Annotated in this window: 20 protein-coding genes and 2 tRNA genes; 20 read left to right on the plus strand and 2 right to left on the minus strand. The window is 34.3% G+C overall.

Annotated features, from left to right (window positions below; all coding sequences use genetic code 11):
- Nucleotides 1-18: 18 nt before the first annotated feature.
- The 20 genes from AB1410_03370 to gltX all read left to right on the plus strand — a co-directional run bounded on the left by AB1410_03370 (nt 19) and on the right by gltX (nt 16,383).
- A complete protein-coding gene (locus AB1410_03370) occupies nt 19-195 on the plus strand; it encodes a hypothetical protein (GenBank protein MEW6455740.1) in 177 nt (58 codons plus the stop codon).
- A gap of 11 nt (nt 196-206) precedes the next feature.
- Nucleotides 207-2,123, plus strand: a complete 1,917-nt coding sequence (locus AB1410_03375; GenBank protein MEW6455741.1) for a tetratricopeptide repeat protein — start codon at nt 207-209, stop codon at nt 2,121-2,123.
- A gap of 33 nt (nt 2,124-2,156) precedes the next feature.
- Complete coding sequence (locus tag AB1410_03380; protein ID MEW6455742.1) at nt 2,157-2,780, plus strand: hypothetical protein; 624 nt, start codon at nt 2,157-2,159, stop codon at nt 2,778-2,780.
- The gene (gene ispE, locus AB1410_03385; GenBank protein ID MEW6455743.1) at nt 2,777-3,634 is read left to right on the plus strand and encodes a 4-(cytidine 5'-diphospho)-2-C-methyl-D-erythritol kinase; all 858 of its coding nucleotides are present in this window, start codon (nt 2,777-2,779) and stop codon (nt 3,632-3,634) included. The genes AB1410_03380 and ispE overlap by 4 nt, the downstream gene beginning before the upstream one ends.
- A tRNA-Gln gene (locus tag AB1410_03390) sits at nt 3,635-3,706 on the plus strand.
- 97 nt (nt 3,707-3,803) lie between these two features.
- On the plus strand, nt 3,804-4,742 hold the full coding sequence (locus AB1410_03395) for a ribose-phosphate pyrophosphokinase (protein ID MEW6455744.1): 939 nt from the start codon (nt 3,804-3,806) through the stop codon (nt 4,740-4,742).
- Between the two features lie 12 nt (nt 4,743-4,754).
- Nucleotides 4,755-5,408: a 50S ribosomal protein L25 gene (locus tag AB1410_03400; protein MEW6455745.1), complete on the plus strand. Its 654-nt coding sequence runs from the start codon at nt 4,755-4,757 to the stop codon at nt 5,406-5,408.
- Between the two features lies 1 nt (nt 5,409).
- A complete protein-coding gene (pth, locus tag AB1410_03405) occupies nt 5,410-6,003 on the plus strand; it encodes an aminoacyl-tRNA hydrolase (GenBank protein MEW6455746.1) in 594 nt (197 codons plus the stop codon).
- A 16-nt stretch (nt 6,004-6,019) separates the two neighbouring features.
- On the plus strand, nt 6,020-6,418 hold the full coding sequence (rpsF, locus tag AB1410_03410) for a 30S ribosomal protein S6 (GenBank protein MEW6455747.1): 399 nt from the start codon (nt 6,020-6,022) through the stop codon (nt 6,416-6,418).
- Nucleotides 6,419-6,430: 12 nt separating this feature from the next.
- Nucleotides 6,431-6,685 carry a 30S ribosomal protein S18 gene (gene rpsR, locus AB1410_03415; protein MEW6455748.1) on the plus strand — a complete coding sequence of 85 codons (255 nt, stop codon included), beginning with the start codon at nt 6,431-6,433 and terminating at the stop codon, nt 6,683-6,685.
- A 38-nt stretch (nt 6,686-6,723) separates the two neighbouring features.
- A complete protein-coding gene (gene rplI / locus AB1410_03420; GenBank protein ID MEW6455749.1) occupies nt 6,724-7,161 on the plus strand; it encodes a 50S ribosomal protein L9 in 438 nt (145 codons plus the stop codon).
- Nucleotides 7,162-7,166: 5 nt separating this feature from the next.
- Nucleotides 7,167-8,522, plus strand: coding sequence for a replicative DNA helicase (gene dnaB, locus AB1410_03425; protein ID MEW6455750.1), 1,356 nt, complete (start codon nt 7,167-7,169; stop codon nt 8,520-8,522).
- Nucleotides 8,519-9,316, plus strand: a complete 798-nt coding sequence (locus AB1410_03430; protein MEW6455751.1) for an ABC transporter permease — start codon at nt 8,519-8,521, stop codon at nt 9,314-9,316. The genes dnaB and AB1410_03430 overlap by 4 nt, the downstream gene beginning before the upstream one ends.
- Entirely contained in the window at nt 9,313-10,059 is a 747-nt protein-coding gene (locus tag AB1410_03435; GenBank protein ID MEW6455752.1) for an ABC transporter ATP-binding protein, read from the plus strand. The genes AB1410_03430 and AB1410_03435 overlap by 4 nt, the downstream gene beginning before the upstream one ends.
- Nucleotides 10,060-10,069: 10 nt before the next feature.
- Nucleotides 10,070-11,404, plus strand: coding sequence for an MlaD family protein (locus tag AB1410_03440; protein ID MEW6455753.1), 1,335 nt, complete (start codon nt 10,070-10,072; stop codon nt 11,402-11,404).
- The gene (radA, locus tag AB1410_03445; GenBank protein ID MEW6455754.1) at nt 11,401-12,741 is read left to right on the plus strand and encodes a DNA repair protein RadA; all 1,341 of its coding nucleotides are present in this window, start codon (nt 11,401-11,403) and stop codon (nt 12,739-12,741) included. Before AB1410_03440 ends, radA begins: the two co-directional genes overlap by 4 nt.
- A gap of 20 nt (nt 12,742-12,761) precedes the next feature.
- Nucleotides 12,762-13,754 (plus strand): PIN domain-containing protein, encoded by a 993-nt coding sequence (locus AB1410_03450; GenBank protein MEW6455755.1) that lies wholly within the window; start codon nt 12,762-12,764, stop codon nt 13,752-13,754.
- On the plus strand, nt 13,747-14,436 hold the full coding sequence (gene ispD, locus AB1410_03455) for a 2-C-methyl-D-erythritol 4-phosphate cytidylyltransferase (GenBank protein ID MEW6455756.1): 690 nt from the start codon (nt 13,747-13,749) through the stop codon (nt 14,434-14,436). The genes AB1410_03450 and ispD overlap by 8 nt, the downstream gene beginning before the upstream one ends.
- Nucleotides 14,414-14,893, plus strand: coding sequence for a 2-C-methyl-D-erythritol 2,4-cyclodiphosphate synthase (gene ispF, locus AB1410_03460; GenBank protein ID MEW6455757.1), 480 nt, complete (start codon nt 14,414-14,416; stop codon nt 14,891-14,893). Before ispD ends, ispF begins: the two co-directional genes overlap by 23 nt.
- Nucleotides 14,890-16,383 (plus strand): glutamate--tRNA ligase, encoded by a 1,494-nt coding sequence (gene gltX, locus AB1410_03465; protein MEW6455758.1) that lies wholly within the window; start codon nt 14,890-14,892, stop codon nt 16,381-16,383. Before ispF ends, gltX begins: the two co-directional genes overlap by 4 nt.
- 443 nt (nt 16,384-16,826) lie before the next feature.
- On the opposite strand, the gene AB1410_03470 is transcribed toward gltX, so the two are convergent.
- Together AB1410_03470 and AB1410_03475 are read right to left on the minus strand one after the other, a co-directional pair.
- On the minus strand, nt 16,827-17,153 hold the full coding sequence (locus AB1410_03470; protein MEW6455759.1) for a hypothetical protein: 327 nt from the start codon (nt 17,151-17,153) through the stop codon (nt 16,827-16,829).
- Between the two features lie 168 nt (nt 17,154-17,321).
- Nucleotides 17,322-17,405: transfer RNA gene (locus AB1410_03475), tRNA-Leu, on the minus strand.
- Between the last annotated feature and the right edge of the window lie 5 nt (nt 17,406-17,410).

Below are 17,410 nucleotides of genomic sequence, written 5' to 3' on the forward strand. Positions count from 1 at the left end.
TATGGTAAAGGAGGTTTTATGAGGTGGGAAATATTTTTTTTGCTATTCCTTGCATTCTTTTTTGTCCTTGCATTGATATTCCTTCCAAGTCTTGGTTTCAGGATAACTTGTTTTAAATGGAAACTAAAAGGCTCTTCCTCAAAAAAATCCAAAAATGAAACAGAAGTTGATGATTACGGTTTCCGTTTAAAATAAGGCAACCAAAAATGAGAAATTTATTTGCTCCTATAATAATTGTACTATCATTATCGATGCTATTTTCTCAGGAAAAGAAAGATTCGTATTTAAGTTACTACTATTTCCTTCTTTCAAGTCAGGAAATATTTGAGGGGAATTGGGAAAGAGCTGATAAATTGCTCCAGGAATCGCTTAAATACTCTGAAGAGCCATCTGCCATTTATTATTATATTTCTGAGGTTAAAGCTCATCTGGACATGCTCGAAGAATCAGAAAAATATGCGATGAGATCAATAGAACTTGATTCGAATAATTGTGATGCTTATGTATTATTAGCCAAGATAAATCTTTCTTATATATCCAGCAATGAAAAAGAAAATGAAAAATACTTTAGAAAAGCAAAAGATTTTTTAAAAGAATCTTTAAAATGTAACCCATCCAATGTCGAATCATTATTTCTTTTAGGAAATGTATCCATAAATCTTGGCGAGATTCCAGAGGCAAAGGAGAGCCTCAAAAAATTAATCGAGATTTCTCCTTTCTCAATAGAAGGATATCTTAGTCTTGCTGATGTCTACATTCGAGAGAAAAAATATGATGAAGCAGAAAAATTATTGTTGAAAACTCTCGATATAAATCCGTATTATTATAGAGCTTTTTCCGTTCTTGGGGATTTATATGAGCTTCAGAAAAATTTTGATAAAGCAGAAAATTTATATTCAAGGGCTGTTCAAATTTATAAATCTGACTTAAATTTTGAGAAAAGATTGATTAAAATATTGATCAGAAAATCCAAGTATGGAGAAGCCCTTAAAGAAATTGAGCAAGCTCGGAAAAGAGAAAAAATTGACAAAGAGCTTTTAATTTTAAAGGCACAAATTTTAAAACAGATCAAAAAGCTTGAACAGGCAAAAGATGTTTATCAAGAGATCCTAAATCTCTACCCAGGAGATTGGGTACCAAGATATTACTTATCAGAACTCAATCTTGATACTTATTATTATCAGGAGGCGTTAAATGTATTTTTATCCCTTAAAGATGACGAGACAATTCCCCATGGATTAAAGATAACAATCCTGAAAGAGATTGGATATATTTATATAATTATGAAAGACCATGATAATGCTGAGAAGTATTTCCAGGAGGTTAGAAAAATTAACGAAAGGGATCTCCAAGCAAATTCTTATATAGCCTATATCAAAAAAGGAAAAAAGAATTACGAGGATGCATTAAAAATTGTGGATGAGTTTTTGAAGGAAGTTCCTGATGACAAATTTCTTTTTATAACTAAAATTGAAATTTTAAAAGCAGTTAATAAAAGAAACGAAGCGCTCCAGCTTGTCAAAGAAAAAATAAAAGAATACAACCATCTTGAATATTATTCTACAGGAGCATTGATTTATAACAAACAAAAGGACTGGGAAAAAGGGCTAAAATTTTTTAAGAGAGCTGAAAAAGAATTTCCTATGAAAGATGAACTTTTTCTGAGGTGGGGTGCCTATTACGAGGAAAACAATAGAATTTCTGAATCTGAGAAATATTTTAGAAGATGCTTAAGGATTAATCCGAAGAATTCATCTGCCTTAAATTATCTTTCATACATGTGGGCTGAACGAGGTTTAAATTTAAAAGAAGCTCTTGAAATGAGTAAGAAGGCAGTTAATATCGATCCTGAAAATCCTGATTATATCGATACCCTTGGATGGGTATATTTTAAGATGAAAGATTATGAGAAAGCTAAAGATTATCTGGAAAAGGCATATAGGAAAAAGAACTGGGAACCAGAAATAATAGAACATCTGGGAGATCTGTATTTTTCATTGAAAGAATATGATCTGGCCCTTGAGTTCTGGAAGAAAGCGGCAGATTATAACCCGAAGAATAAAAAAGAGTTATACAATAAAATTAAAAATGTAACCAAGATAAAAAAAGAGGGAAATAAATAAAGTTTTGCGACAAGAGAATTTAATTTAAATTTTATGAGCTGGAAAGGTGGCCTAAAACACATATTTAAATTAAGAGGTCAACCATCTTCTGAGCGAAGGGGATGGTTGACCTCTTACTTACTTACGTTTTTTTTAATAAGTTGTTTTCCCCACCATCCTGAATTGAAATTATCCGATAGAATATCCGGCTTCGGAAAATTTTATTATAAAAACAGACAGAAATTAATAAGTTTTAACTTTTTATATTATCTTGATGGATTAAATTCTGTTTTTATTAAAGGTATTCTGCCCTCTGGGAAAAATTTTGTTTCAATCTATATTGAGAATAACTCTACAAAGTTATTTTTTCCTGAAACAAAAGAATTCTGGGAAGGAAGACTCGAGGAGTTATCGGAGAATCTTTTTGGGTGTTTGATGAATGAGGATGAATTGATACAGGATATGAGGGGAATCAGAAGAGTTTCAATTTTCAAAATTAAAAAATATTTTATAGGTACTTCCTTTCCAAAAGAGATGGAATATGTAAAAGAAAATATAGCTATTAAAATAAAAATATTCAATTTTAAAATTCAAAGATTATTTCCCTCTTTTGAATTTGATTATGATATGTACACATCCATTGATATAGATAGAGTTATCAAAATTCTGGAAAGATGAGAAGCATATCGCTCAGGGCATTTGCTAAAATAAACCTGGGACTCGAAGTTCTGGGAATGAGAAAGGATGGCTATCATGAGATAAAAACAATTTTTCAGAGTGTTAATCTGTGGGATTCCATTTATATTGAGGAGATTGAAAAGGGAATTTATTTAGCTGGGAATTCACAAAAAATTCCGTGGGATAGAAGCAACCTTATTTTTAAGGCATGTGAAATATTTCTGGATACTTTCAGGATCAAAAAGGGCGTTAGAATTTATATAAAAAAAAGAATCCCTCCTGGTAAAGGATTGGGAGGTGGCTCAAGTAATGCAGCCTCTGTTCTTGTTGGATTAAAAAAAATGTGGGGTATTCCTGGAGATAATTCAATTTTGTTGCCGATTTCAAAATCCCTGGGTGCTGATGTACCATATTTTTTATGCGGAGGAACTGCCCTGGGAACCGGAACAGGTGCCAGTATAACTCCATTAGAAGATATCAAAAATTTATGGGCTTTTTTAATTTTTCCGGATATATGTTTATCAACAAGCTTTGTTTATTCTAATTTGTTATTGACTTTTCAGACAAAAGAAAGTAATATAAATAGGTTTCTGAGAAATAAGGATTTAAGCTCTTTGGAGAACGATCTCGAGAAAGTTTCATTAGAAATACATCCAGATTTAAAATACATTAAGAAATTTTTAAAAGAAGAAGGAGCTAAATTAGTGTTGATGAGCGGGAGTGGAAGTAGTATTTTTGGTATCTTTAAAGAATATTCTGAAGCTAAAAAAACAGCAAAAAAAATTGAAAATATGGATTTTAAGATAGCAAAATTTATTGAGAGAAAATATTACTGGAAATATTTATGGAATTAATGGGGTGTAGCCAAGCGGTAAGGCACTGGTCTTTGGAACCAGCATCCGGAGGTTCGAATCCTCCCACCCCAGATAGTCTCGTGGCACATAAATTTCTTTTGTTATTCCATTGTGCCACGGCACTCTACTTATGGAGTAAGGTGCCCTTTATGGGAGAGGTTGAGGATAGATGAATAATATAAAAATTTTTTCAGGTTCATCTAACAGGCCCCTTGCAGAGAAAATATGTGAATATTTGAAAATTCCTCTGGGCGAAGCTATTTTAAAAACTTTCAGTGATGGGGAGGTTAATTTTCAGATACTTGAAAATGTTCGTGGCGCAGAGGTTTTTGTAGTTCAGAGCACATCATATGAAGTTAATTTTCATTTTATGGAATTGTTGATAATGGTGGATGCATTTAAAAGAGCTTCTGTGAATTCAATAACAGCAGTAATTCCATATTATGGATATGCAAGGCAGGATAGAAAAGATAGACCAAGGGTTCCAATATCAGCAAGGCTTGTTGCAAACTTATTAGAAACATCTGGTGTGAGCAGGGTCCTCACAATGGATTTACATGCTCCTCAGATTCAGGGTTTTTTTTCAATTCCTGTTGACAATTTATATGCTTTACCGGTTCTTATTTCTTATTTTAATTCTATCAATTTAAAGAAGCCAGTTGTTATTTCTCCAGATGCAGGAGGAGTGGAGAGAGCAAGAATGATGGCAGGACATTTGAGTGCTGATTTAGCAATTGTTTATAAGAGAAGGACGGGGCCTAATGTATCAGAATCGATTTCTATAATCGGAGATGTGGAGAATAAAGATGTAATAATTTTAGATGATATTGTTGATACAGCAGGAACTCTGATTCAAACTGTTAATCTTCTGATAAAACATAGGGCATCCAGAATTTGGGCAGCCTTCACCCATGCTGTATTATCTGGAGAAGCAGTAAAAAGAATAGATAATTCTCCAATTGAGAAAGCTATAATAACGGATACAATAAATGTTAATAAGGATAAAAAATTGGGTGAAAGAATGCAGGTTTTATCCGTTTCACAATTGTTTGGAGAAGCTATAAAGAGAATATATGAACAGAGCTCAGTGAGTTCTTTATTTCAATAGGAGGATATTGTCATGGAAGAAATTTTAATACGAGCAGAAAAAAGAGATAAGGTGGGGAAAGAATATGCAAAGAAGATCAGGAAAATCGGGAAAATTCCCTCTATAATTTATGGAAGTGATGTATCTTCTATACCAGTTACTCTTGAAAAGAAAGATATAATTAAGATTATGAAAATGGGGGAAAATATCATATTTAAAGTTAACGTGGATAAAAAAACTTACAGCGTGATGATGAAGGAATTTCAGATTGATCCGCTTACAACAGAGATACTTCATGTGGATATTTACAAAGTTTTAATGGATAAGCCAGTAAAAGTTAAAGTCCCGATTAGTTTGGTAGGGACACCTATAGGAGTAGCTGAAGAAGGAGGATTTATAGAATTTCTTCACAGAGAATGCGATATAGAATGTCTTCCTAAAGATATTCCTGAAAAAATAGATGTAGAAATTTCTCCTTTGCACATAGGACAATCTTTGAAAATAGAGGATATAAAATTTGATAAAAAAATAAAAATTTTGGATGACCCTGATTCGGTAATACTTACGATTGAAGCTCCAAGGAAAGAAGTAGAAGAAGTAATTGTGGTTCCAGCTGAAGAAGCAGTTGTTGAGCCTGAAGTTATTAAGAAGAAAAAAGAAGAAGAGGAAGAAAAGAAAGAGGAGTAAATTGTGGGTACTGGTTGGATTGGGAAATCCAGGATTTTTATACAGGAATACGAGACATAATGTGGGTTTCATGTGTTTGAAAATGTTCGCAAAAAAATGGAATGTTAGATTGAATGAAAAAAAATATTATAGCTATACAGGAAAGATCAGATTATTTAATGAAGAGGTCTCCCTTGTTCTTCCTCAGACATATATGAACAACAGTGGTATTGCAGTGGAAGCAATTTTAAAGGGAGAAAAGATTCTTCCTGAAAATCTTATAGTAATTTATGATGATATGGATATACAGGTTGGAGAAATAAGAATTAGAAAAAAGGGAAGTGCAGGAGCCCATAAGGGAGTGAAGTCAATAATTGAAAAGATTGGTACTGATGTTTTTTTCAGGGTAAGAATAGGTGTAGGAAAGTCAGAAAAAGAAGCGATAAGATATGTTCTTTCTCCTTTCGGAAAAAAAGAAAAAAAATTGATAAAAAAATCTTTGGAAAAGGCAATTGAAGCAGCTGAACTCATTATCAAAAAAGAGGAAGATTTTGCAATGAATAAATTTAACAAGAGAATAAATCCTTGCTCTTCTTACATTAATGAAGGGCTATGAGCCATAAGGAGGAAAAATGAGCAATTATGAAACGTCTTTCATCATTTCACCAGAGGTAAAAGATGATGAAAGGCAGTTAATAATCAACAATGTGAAAAAAATAATTGAAGATTTTAAAGGAGATTTATTGAAGGAAGACGGATGGGAAAAGAAAAAATTAGCGTATAAGATACGCCAGTTTCAGGAAGGATATTATTGTTTCTTTGCCTACACTGGACCCCCTGGGTTGCCAAAAGAACTGGAGCGGAGATTTAACCAGAATGAAAAAATCATCAGATATCTGACCTTGAAGCTTGATGAATATTTAGAGAAGTCTGAAAAGTTAAAGCGGGAAAGAGAGAAAAAAGCGAGAAAAAAAGAAGGAATAAAATCATCGGCTGATGAAGATATAGAATTTGCCGAACAAGGTAAATGAGAGAAAAAGAATATGACAGATAAAAAAGAATCATCAGTAATAACAAGAAGATATTTTGCGCCAAAAAAGAAATACTGCAAATTTTGTTTCGAAAAAATAGACTATATTGATTTCAAAAATGTAAATTTGATAGAGGTATTCTTACAAGATCGGGGAAAAATTCTTTCAAGAAGAATTACTGGGATATGTGCATATCATCAGAGAGAACTGGCTAAAGCAATAAAAAGAGCAAGACACATGGCTCTTCTTCCATTTCTTCCCGAGTAATATTAAAATTTTATACAAAAGGGGCTCTTATGAAGGTAATGTTAAAAGAAGATATAGAAAATTTAGGAAAAAAAGGTGATGTGTTAGAGGTAAAGGCAGGTTATGGAAGAAATTATTTAATTCCAAAAAAATTAGCCATTGAAATTACAGATTCGAATATGGCTTTAATTGAATCCGAAAAAAAGAAAATTCAGAAGAGAATCGAGATGGAAAAAATTAATGCGATTGGATTAGCAGAAAAGCTGAATAATATAAATTTAAAGATATATAAAAAGGGTGGAGAAAGGGATATGATTTTCGGCTCTGTTACTGTCTCAGACATAAAAAATTCTCTTGAAGAGCAGGGAATTGAAATTGACAGGAAAAAAATAATTTTACTGGAACCAATAAAAAGAATCGGAATTTACTCAATTCCCATTAAAATTTTACCTGAGATTAAAGCTGAAATTAAGTTAGAAGTGTTAAGGGAGGAATGATTTTTATGGATGAGATTTTTTCAATTCCACGAAAACCTTTACCTCACACTGTGGAAGCTGAGAGAGCTGTAATTGGGGGAGTGGTAATTGAGAATTCTCATTTGTATACAGTTCTTTCCATAATTTCTCCTGAGGATTTCTATCTTGACTCTCACAGGAAAATAATGAAAAGGATCATGGGAATGTCAGAAAAAGGGAAAGTCGTTGACCTCCTAACCCTTTCTGAGGAGCTCGAAAGAAATGGAGAGCTTCAAGAAATTGGAGGAGCAGGATATTTAGCTTCGTTGTTAGATGGTGTCCCAAGAAGTTTAAATGTTGAATATTACGCTGAAATAATCAAAGAAAAATCTCTCATGAGAAAGCTCATTATTTCCAGCTCTAAGATAATTCAGACTACATTTGAGGGAAGGGAAGATCCGGGTGAAATCCTCGATAAAGCTCAAGATTGGATATTTGAGATAGCGGGTAAGAGAATAAAACAGGGGTTTGTTGAAATGAGAGAAATTACAAGCGAAACCTTAGAAGCAATTGAAGCTCTTTCAAAGAGAGGAGAAAGGATACTGGGAATTCCGACAGGATTTATTGATTTTGATATAAAGACCTCAGGATTGAAAAACTCAGAGTTTATAGTGATTGCAGGAAGACCCTCTATGGGAAAAACTGCTTTTGTTCTAAATACTGCTATCAATATTGCGATAAAATTAGAAAAGAAAGTAGGAATATTTTCTCTTGAAATGTCAAAAGAAAACTTAGGGCTGAGATTTTTAGGAACAGAAGCAAAAGTGGATATTCAGAAAATTCAAAGCGGATACATAAGTCAGAATGAATGGAGCAGAATACTCATGGCATCAAATGTTATCGCAAAAGCACCCATTTTTATAGATGAAAGCGCATCTCTTTCCATTCTTGAAATGAAAGCAAAAGCAAGAAGACTTAAATTGGAAAAAGGACTTGATATGTTAATCATAGACTATCTTCAGCTTATGAGAGGGGGAGGGAAATATGAAAACAGAAATCAGGAAATTTCTGCAATATCCAGAGCTATGAAAGAGTTAGCAAAAGAAATTTCAATTCCAGTTGTTGCCGTATCTCAATTGAGTCGTGCACCTGAAAAGAGAGAAAGAAGAGCTGCAAGACCTCAATTATCAGACTTAAGAGAGTCAGGCGCAATTGAACAAGATGCTGATCTTGTAGCCATGTTATACAGAGAAGAGTTTTACAATCCTAACACCCCAAAGAAAGGAATAACAGAAATTATTATCGCAAAGCAGAGAAATGGTCCAACAGGAACAGTGGAACTGGCTTTTTTAAACAAATTTGCCCGGTTTGAAAATTTAGAAAAAAGAGAGGAAATACATTGAAATTTTTTTTAAACAATCGAACATTAAAGCTTTACCAAGCCTTCGAAAATACATTGATAGATATCGGAGAGATTACACTTTTATTTTTTAAGAGCATGAACACAATTTTAAAAAGGCCATTTGAGAATAAAGTTTTTTTCAATCAGATGAAAGAGATAGGAATTAGATCAATGCCAGTTGTCACTCTTACATGTCTTTTTACTGGAATGGTGTTTTCATTACAAAGTTACATAGGATTTAAAAGATTTGGAGCTGAGATTTATACTGGGTCTATAGTTGGAATAGGTCTTACAAAAGAGTTAATCCCGGTTCTCACAGCCCTTATGATTGCAGGAAGAGTTGGTTCTGCAATGGCAGCGGAAATTGGAACAATGAAAGTAACAGAACAAATCGATGCTCTGTTAACTCTTGGAACAAATCCAATTAAATACCTTATCGTTCCAAGAATTCTTGCTGCAACAATTATGACCCCGATACTTACAATTTATGGAGATGCGATAGGGTTAATAGGAGCATATTTTGTTGCTGTATACCTTATGGGTTTAAATCCAATTGTTTATAATGAATTTCAACTTGCGTACATGGAAGTGTGGGATATTTTATCTGGTTTGATTAAATCTTTTTCTTTTGGAGTGATTATTTCTTTAATCGGTTGTTATAAGGGATTAAAGACTGAAGGAGGCGCTGAAGGCGTTGGTAAGTCCACTACATCTGCTGTTGTTCTTGCGAGTATTCTAATATTGATTACAAATTTCTTCTGGGGAAAACTTCTGCCTTTTACTTTAAAAAAATGATAAAAATAGTAGATTTATACAAAAGTTTCGATGGAAATGCTGTTTTGAAAGGGGTCAACATTGATATTTTTGATAATGAGGTAATGGTAATTCTTGGAGGGAGTGGAGCTGGAAAAACTGTGTTAGTAAAACATATTCTTGGCCTTCTTAAGCCAGACAGGGGAAAAATTTTTGTAGATGGAGTGGATATTACTGCTATAGGTGATGATGAGCTGTTGAAAATTATTAGGAAATTTGGAATGGTTTTCCAAGGCGCTGCCCTTTTTGACTCAATGAATGTATATGAAAATATTCAATTTGGATTAAAAAGATGCACTGATTTATCCCATAAAGAAATTGATAAAAGAATAAAAGATAGTTTACACAGGGTTGGCTTAAAAGGGATGGAAAGAATGATGCCTTCCCAGTTGAGCGGTGGAATGAAGAAAAGAGTGGGTCTTGCAAGAGCGATTGCCCTTGAACCTAAATTTCTCATTTATGATGAACCTACCACTGGTTTAGATCCAATAATGGCAGATGTAATTAACAATTTAATCTTAAAAACGAAAAATGAACTCTCAATAACATCAATTATTATTACCCATGATATTAAGAGTGCTTATAAAGTCGGCGATCGTCTTTCAATGCTTTACGATGGAAGAATCATTGAAATCGGGGTCCCTGAGGAATTTAAAAATTCTTCTAATCCAATAGTCCAACAATTTATTAAAGGAGAATCCTCAGGCCCTATAGAAGTTATGTGAGGTGAGGGAAATGAAATTAGAAATGAAGGTGGGTATTTTTATAACATTGGCTCTTGTCATTCTGGCTTATTTAATAATAAAAGTGGGCTCAATCACTTTTTTAATTCAGAAAGAAGGGTATGAGCTCTATGCAACTTTTAGTTCAATAGCTGGGCTTGAGAAAAGAGCTTCTGTTAAGCTGGCAGGAATTAAAATTGGAAGCGTTGAAGATATTTCTTTGAAAGGAGGAGCTGCTGAAGTTCGCATGAAAATTAATAAAGAGGTAAAGATAAGAAAAGGTTCAAAAGCTACGGTGAGTTCTTTAGGAATGATGGGAGAAAAATACATTGAAATTTTTCCTGGTCCTCCAGCTGCTCCTTTTGTTGAATCTGGTTCATATTTGGAAGGAATTCAGCCTCTTTCCGTTGATCAGCTGGGTCAGACATTTTATTCCATTGGAGAGGATCTGAAATCTCTTGGAGAGACTTTTAAAGAAGCCATATTAACTGAAAGAGGCGGAAATCGACTTCAGATGATACTGCAGGATATTCAGGTTTTTACGGGAGTTTTAAAAGAAATTTCGACTGAGAACAGAACTCTTCTGAAAGAAACTGTTTATGATTCAAGAATGGTTGTATCAAGATTAAATGATGCTGTGGAAAATTTTTCAAAAATTCTTAACAGCGTATCTTCTCAGATGGAAAGTCTTATAAAGGAAAATAGAGGTGATTTAAAGGAGAGTATTAAGAATCTGAAAGAAATATCTGACAGGACTAAATCCATGATGAATGACATAGATAGCATAATAAACAACATCAACTCAAATGATAGTACTATCGGAAGATTGATAAAGGATAGAGAAATGTATGGACGATTGAAAGATAACCTTGATCAATTAAAAATCAGTCTGGAAAAAACAGATGATGTTATTTCTCAGTTTGATTTTCCCGATTTTAAGCTTGGCATTCGTGCTGAATATCTAAACAGAGATATACTCGGAAGAGGCTATTTTTCAATATTCATCAATCCCAGGGGAAATAGATTTTTTGTTGGAGAAATCTTAAAAAATCCATGGGAGAATAAAATTAAGTTTTCTGCTGAGGGAGGAATAAAAACAGGAGATTTCGGTTTCAGAACAGGATTCATTGAATCTGAGTTTGGTTTTGGATTGGATTATTCTTTATGGAATGGAAACATTAAATTTACTTTAGAAAGTTTTGATTTCAACAGAAGACCGAGGCCAGTGTATAGATTCTCAACAAAATTTTCAATAGGTAAAAATCTCTTTATTGTAGGAGGATATGAAGATTTTGCCTTGAAGGCAAAAAGACAAGTATTCTTTGGCTTGGGAGTTGGAGAAAAGTGAAATTAGATAGTAATTATGTATGTCAAAGCTGTGGCTATGTATCCACAAAATGGCTGGGGAAGTGTCCGAATTGTTCAAGCTGGAATTCATTTCTTATAGAAACATCAGATAGAGCTGGAGAAATCATCTCATCTCCATCAGAACCAGTTCTTTTATCAGAGATACCATCAAATACAATGGAGAGGATAAAAACCGATATAAATGAGTTTGATAGATGTCTTGGTGGAGGAATTGTAAGGGGGTCTATTGTATTGATCGGAGGTGAACCCGGGATAGGGAAATCAACTCTTGCATTACAGATTTCTAATTTGCTGGATAATTTAGGGTTCAAAGTTATTTATGTCTCAGGAGAGGAATCCCAGGCTCAGATAAGAATAAGAGGAGAGAGACTTGAAATTAAGCCAAGAAATTTATTTATTTTGTGTGAAACCCTATGGGAGAATATAAAAAATAAGATAAAAGAAGTTAAACCCGATTTTCTGATTTTTGATTCCATCCAGACAATTTATTCAAAGAATATATCTTCTCTTCCCGGAACAATATCCCAGGTTAGAGAAGTTACTGGAAAAATTTTTTATCTTTCAAAAACAGAAAATATTACTTCTTTTCTGATTGGTCATATTACAAAAGATGGAAGTCTGGCAGGGCCAAAATCATTGGAGCACTTAGTTGATGTAGTGCTTTATTTTGAGGGTGAAAAATATCAGAATAGCAGAATATTGAGAGCAGCAAAGAATAGATTCGGACCTGTTTCAGAGATAGGGCTTTTTAACATGGAAGAAAAGGGATTGGTTCCAGTTCAGAATCTCTCGGAATTTTTCATTCAGTATAAGGAAGAAAGAGAATCTGGTGTAGCGGTATTCTGTGCTCTCGAAGGCTCAAGGCCGCTTTTACTCGAGATTCAGGCCCTTGTAACACCCTCACCCTATTTAGGAAATCCAAGAAGAATTACTCTTGGGCTTGATTATCTGAGGACATCGATGATAATTGCCATTATCGAAAAAAGAATGGGGTTGAGTTTTTCTGGAGAAGATATATTCGTAAATGTTGCTGGTGGCATTAACATTGAAGAGCCTTCCTCTGACCTTGCCCTTGTTTCTGCTTTGATTTCAAGTAAAAAGAACAAACCCATATCTCCTCATACAGTTTTTTTTGGAGAAATAGGGCTTGGAGGTGAGGTTAGACCTGTGAGGAATTCTGTAGCAAGAATTAAAGAAGCAAAGTCGTTAGGTTTTAAAAAAATAATCTTTCCACACAGTAATGTTTCAAAAGATAGAATAGATGGGGTCGAAATTCATGGCATAAAAAAAATTAAAGAATTAATAAATTATATCTAACAATTTTAAGGAGAATTAAAATGGGACTTATGCTATTGAGAGTGGCTTTTGTATTTTTAATGGGATTCATCGGGTTCCAGTTCCCTCCATATTTTTTTAGTGGAAATAATTTTTTTGGAGCTGGATTTGCGATGTTTCTTGCTCTTGTTGCTCTTTATGTTGAGCATCAGATAAAGAAGACTCAGTTTACAGTTATCTGGGGAGCAACGATGGGAACGATAATTGGAGTATTTCTTGGATATCTATTTTCTTTAATTTTTAGAATTCTTGCCATTGAAGGGGATAAACATACAATTGATTTTATAAATTATTTCTTTTTGATAATAATGCCTTACATGGGATTTGTGGTCGGTTCTAAAAAGTCAGAATGGTTTAACCCGGCAACTCTTTTTACTTTTTTTAAAGAAAAAAGTGCTGGAAGAAGTTATAAGATACTCGATACATCGGTTATAATAGATGGTAGAATTTCTGATATATGTGATACAGAATTTATTGAAGGAACTTTGATTATTCCCCAGTTTGTTTTGAAAGAACTTCAGCTTGTGGCTGATTCCAGTGATAATCTGAAAAGACAGAGAGGGAGGAGAGGCCTTGATATATTACAAAGATTACAGAAGACCTCAGGAATTTCAGTTGTTATATCCGAGCTTGATTTTCCAGAAAAGAAAGATGTGGATGCAAAATTGATTGAACTGGCCAAGACCCTTGATGCTAAAATAATAACAAATGATTTTAATTTGAATAAGATTGCGCAGCTCCAGGGAATTCGTGTATTGAACATTAATGAGCTTGCAAATTCTTTAAAACCTGTGGTTCTTCCTGGTGAAACGATGAAAGTATTCATCCTGAAAGAAGGAAAGGAGAAAGACCAGGGAGTTGCTTATCTTGACGATGGAACAATGGTTGTGGTCGATAATTCAAGAAAAATGATAGGCAAAAATATTGAAATCACCGTTACATCTGTTCTACAAACCACAGCCGGAAAAATGATATTTGGAAGATATAATGAGTAAAGTGATAACAATAATTGTAGCTGCAGGTGAGGGTAAGAGATTTGGTATGGAAATCCCAAAGCAATTTACCTTTCTAAAAGGAAAGCCAATTATAGAATGGAGCGTGGAGGCATTTGAAAAGAATTCAAGAGTAAAAGAAATAGTTGTTGTATTGAATAGCCTTAACTGGGGAGAGCCTTTAAAGGAAAAATTTAAGAAAGTTAAAAAAATCGTCCTGGGAGGAAAAAGAAGGGCGGATTCTGTTTTCAATGGCCTCAGGGAAATTAGAGCAAAAAATGATGATATAATATTAATTCATGATGGAGTAAGACCGATTATTGATGATAAGATTATAAATAATGTAATAAAAAAAACTGAAAAATATGGAGCTGTGGTGCCAGCAATTCCAGTTAAGGATACGGTAAAACAGGGAAAGGGAAATTATGTAATTAGAACTTTAGATAGAAAGAAAGTATTCAGAATTCAAACTCCCCAGGGTTTTAAATTCAGATGGTTAATTGATGCCTTTAATGCTCGACTAAAAAGAATAAAGAGAATAACCGATGATTCTTATCTTCTGGAAAGGATAGGGAAAAAAGTTTATATGATACAGGGCTCAGAAGAGAATATAAAAATTACAGAACCTATCGATTTAAAATTTGCTGAGGTTATAATTGAAAATAAGAGTTGGAATAGGATTTGATATACATCCTCTTGTTGGGGGAAGGGAGCTTATTCTCGGGGGGAAAAAAATTGATTTTGAAAAGGGACTTCTGGGGCACTCTGATGGGGATGTTCTGATTCATTCTGTCATAGATTCAATCCTTGGTGCCGTGGGTGAAAAAAACATAGGAGAGTTTTTTCCTGATTCTGACCCAAAATACAGAGGAATTAGTTCCTTAAAACTCCTTCAAAAAATAGCTAAGTTGCTTAAAAGAAAAAATTCATCGGTTATGAACATTGATTCTGTAATTATTGCCCAGAAGCCAGAAATTACACCCCATGTAAAAGATATGAAAAAAAATATATCAAAAGTCCTTGGCATTTCAGAGCAATTTATCGGAATAAAGGCTAAATCTCATGAAGGAATTGGAGAGATTGGAAGAGGTGAAGCAATTTCCTGTTATTCTGTTGTTTTAGTGAAAGAAAAGAAAAAATGAAAAAAATAAGAGTGAGGTTTGCTCCTTCACCCACTGGATTTATTCATGTTGGCAATGCTCGAACCGCGCTTTTTAACTGGCTTTTTTCAAGGAAGGAAAATGGAGTATTCATTTTAAGAATAGAAGATACGGATGTGGAAAGATCCACAGTAGAATCTGAAATTTCTTTAACCCAAGATTTAAAATGGCTTGGAATCGATTGGGATGAAGGTCCTGATGGGGGAGGAACCCATGGGCCATATCGTCAATCGGAACGCCTTGAAAAATATAAATACTTTGCTGATACATTACTGGATAAAGGATCTGCTTATTATTGTTTTTGTGCTCCCCAAGAACTTGAAAGGGAAAGAGAGGAAGCTTTAATAGAAAAGAGAATGCCCAAATACTCTGGAAAATGCAGAGAATTGGAACTTAGCGGGTCAATTGAAAGAGTTAGAAGGGGTGAGAAAGGTGCTTTAAGATTAAAAGTTCCTGCCGGAGAGGAAATAATTTTCAATGACCTTGTAAGGGGTGAGATAAGATTTCAAACTGATTTCATTGAAGACTTTGTCCTTATAAGGTCGAACGGCCTTCCCTCTTATAACTATGCCTGTGTTATAGATGATAGGCTTATGGAGATTACCCATGTGATAAGGGGTGAAGATCATATTCCCAATACTCCAAAGCAAATCATGGTTTATAGGGCTCTGGGATGGGAGATACCTCTGTTTGCCCATTTATCGATGGTAATGGGAAAGGATAATACACGATTGAGCAAGAGACATGGAGCAACTTCCCTCGATCAATTTAGAGAGCAAGGTTATCTACCAGAAGCGCTTTTTAACTACTTAGCGCTCCTTGGCTGGGCTCCTCCTGAGGGAAGAGAAGTTCTGACAAAAGAAGAGATGGTATCAATGTTTCAACTTGAAAAAGTTGGAAAAGCATCAGCAATATTTGATTATGATAAGTTAAATTGGATGAACAGACAATACATAAGATCAGTTCCATCTGAAAATCTTGTGAGAATGGCAATTCCATTCTTAAAGAGAGATGGTATCATTCATGGGGATATAACAGAGCTTCATTTTTTATGGCTTATCAAGGCAATTAATAGTATAATCTCAAACATTTCCATTTTGAGTGAAATACCAAAGGAACTCGATATTTTCTTTTCATTTCCCATTTCTGAAATGGATAAGGAAAGCAAGAAAATTTTAATGGATGAAACCTCAAAGAGAGTGATACTTCAGTTTGAAGAAGAATTACTTAAATATGAAAGGATAAACTGGGAAATTTTCATAGAAATTACAGAATCCATCAAAGGAAAACTCGGTGTCAAGGGCAAATCCCTTTTTCATCCGTTAAGAGTAGCAATCACTGCAAGGTCATCCGGCTTAGAACTTCAAAAGTTTGTTCCTATTGTTGAGGAAGGCGCAAATCTGAATTTTCCCAGAAAAATAAAAAGTATAAGGGAAAGAATTTCTGAAATACTGGAATTTATTACTAATTAGTGTGCTGTCCCATAAATATCTTTGCATGCAAAAGATCTCTAAGAAAGCACACTGAAGGGTTATAAGGAAGGAACTTGAGGCTGTCTAAAAAGTATGGACAGCCTCTCTTAAAGGGGACTTAAAATACCCCCTTTATAACCCCAAAAGAAAATTAAATTCTTTATCTTCATACTCAAATTTTATCTTTGGAGAGTTTGAGAGGAAATCCTCTCAAAGGAGGGGGTGTTTCCTTCTTAGACAGCCCCTCTGCTCAGCGAAGCGTCTAAGGGGCCTTGCCCCCATAGGGAAAGTATCATGTCAAAATAATATAACAAAAGATATTTAAGTGACATGATACTAACACAAACGCAATATATAATTTGTAGGGCAACCCTTTAGGGTTGCTTGATGCAAGGCTAAAGCCTTGCCCTACATGTAAAAATATTTTGTGCGTTTGTATTAGATTACTGGGATATTATCTTTTTCTTTCGTTTGTTTTTTATTCTTCCGATAAAATAGATAATTACTCCGATGCCGAATAAAATTGAGCCAAAAAACCTTGAAAAATAGTGAAAAATTGCGATGGCGCTCAATATTATTAAAATTCCTATTCCCTGAATATTTTTTCCTGATTTTAAATTCTGGTATATTATTCTATCAGCTTCAGTGAGCTGATGTCCACATTTTCTGCAATAATTAAAATCTATATCTAACTTCTGAATGTTTCCGCATTTTTTGCATTGAACCAGTGTCATGTCACTTAAAAACTTTTCGTTGTTTTGATGTGACACGACACTTTCCCTCTGGGGGCAAGCCCCCCTTAGACGCTTCGCTGAGCACCCCTTCCGAGCCATTGGTCTCGGGAGGAAGCTTCTTCCCAATACCCCTTCAGTGTGCTTTTTAAGAAATTATTCACCTTTGAAGATATATCTTGGATCGCACACTCCCATCTAATAAAATGCCGAGGAGGGGACTCGAACCCCTACGAGTTTTCACTCACTGACACCTCAAATCAGCGTGTCTACCAGTTCCACCACCCCGGCTCATT

The organism is Acidobacteriota bacterium (genome assembly GCA_040756905.1).
Taxonomy (GTDB): domain Bacteria; phylum Acidobacteriota; class Aminicenantia; order JBFLYD01; family JBFLYD01; genus JBFLYD01.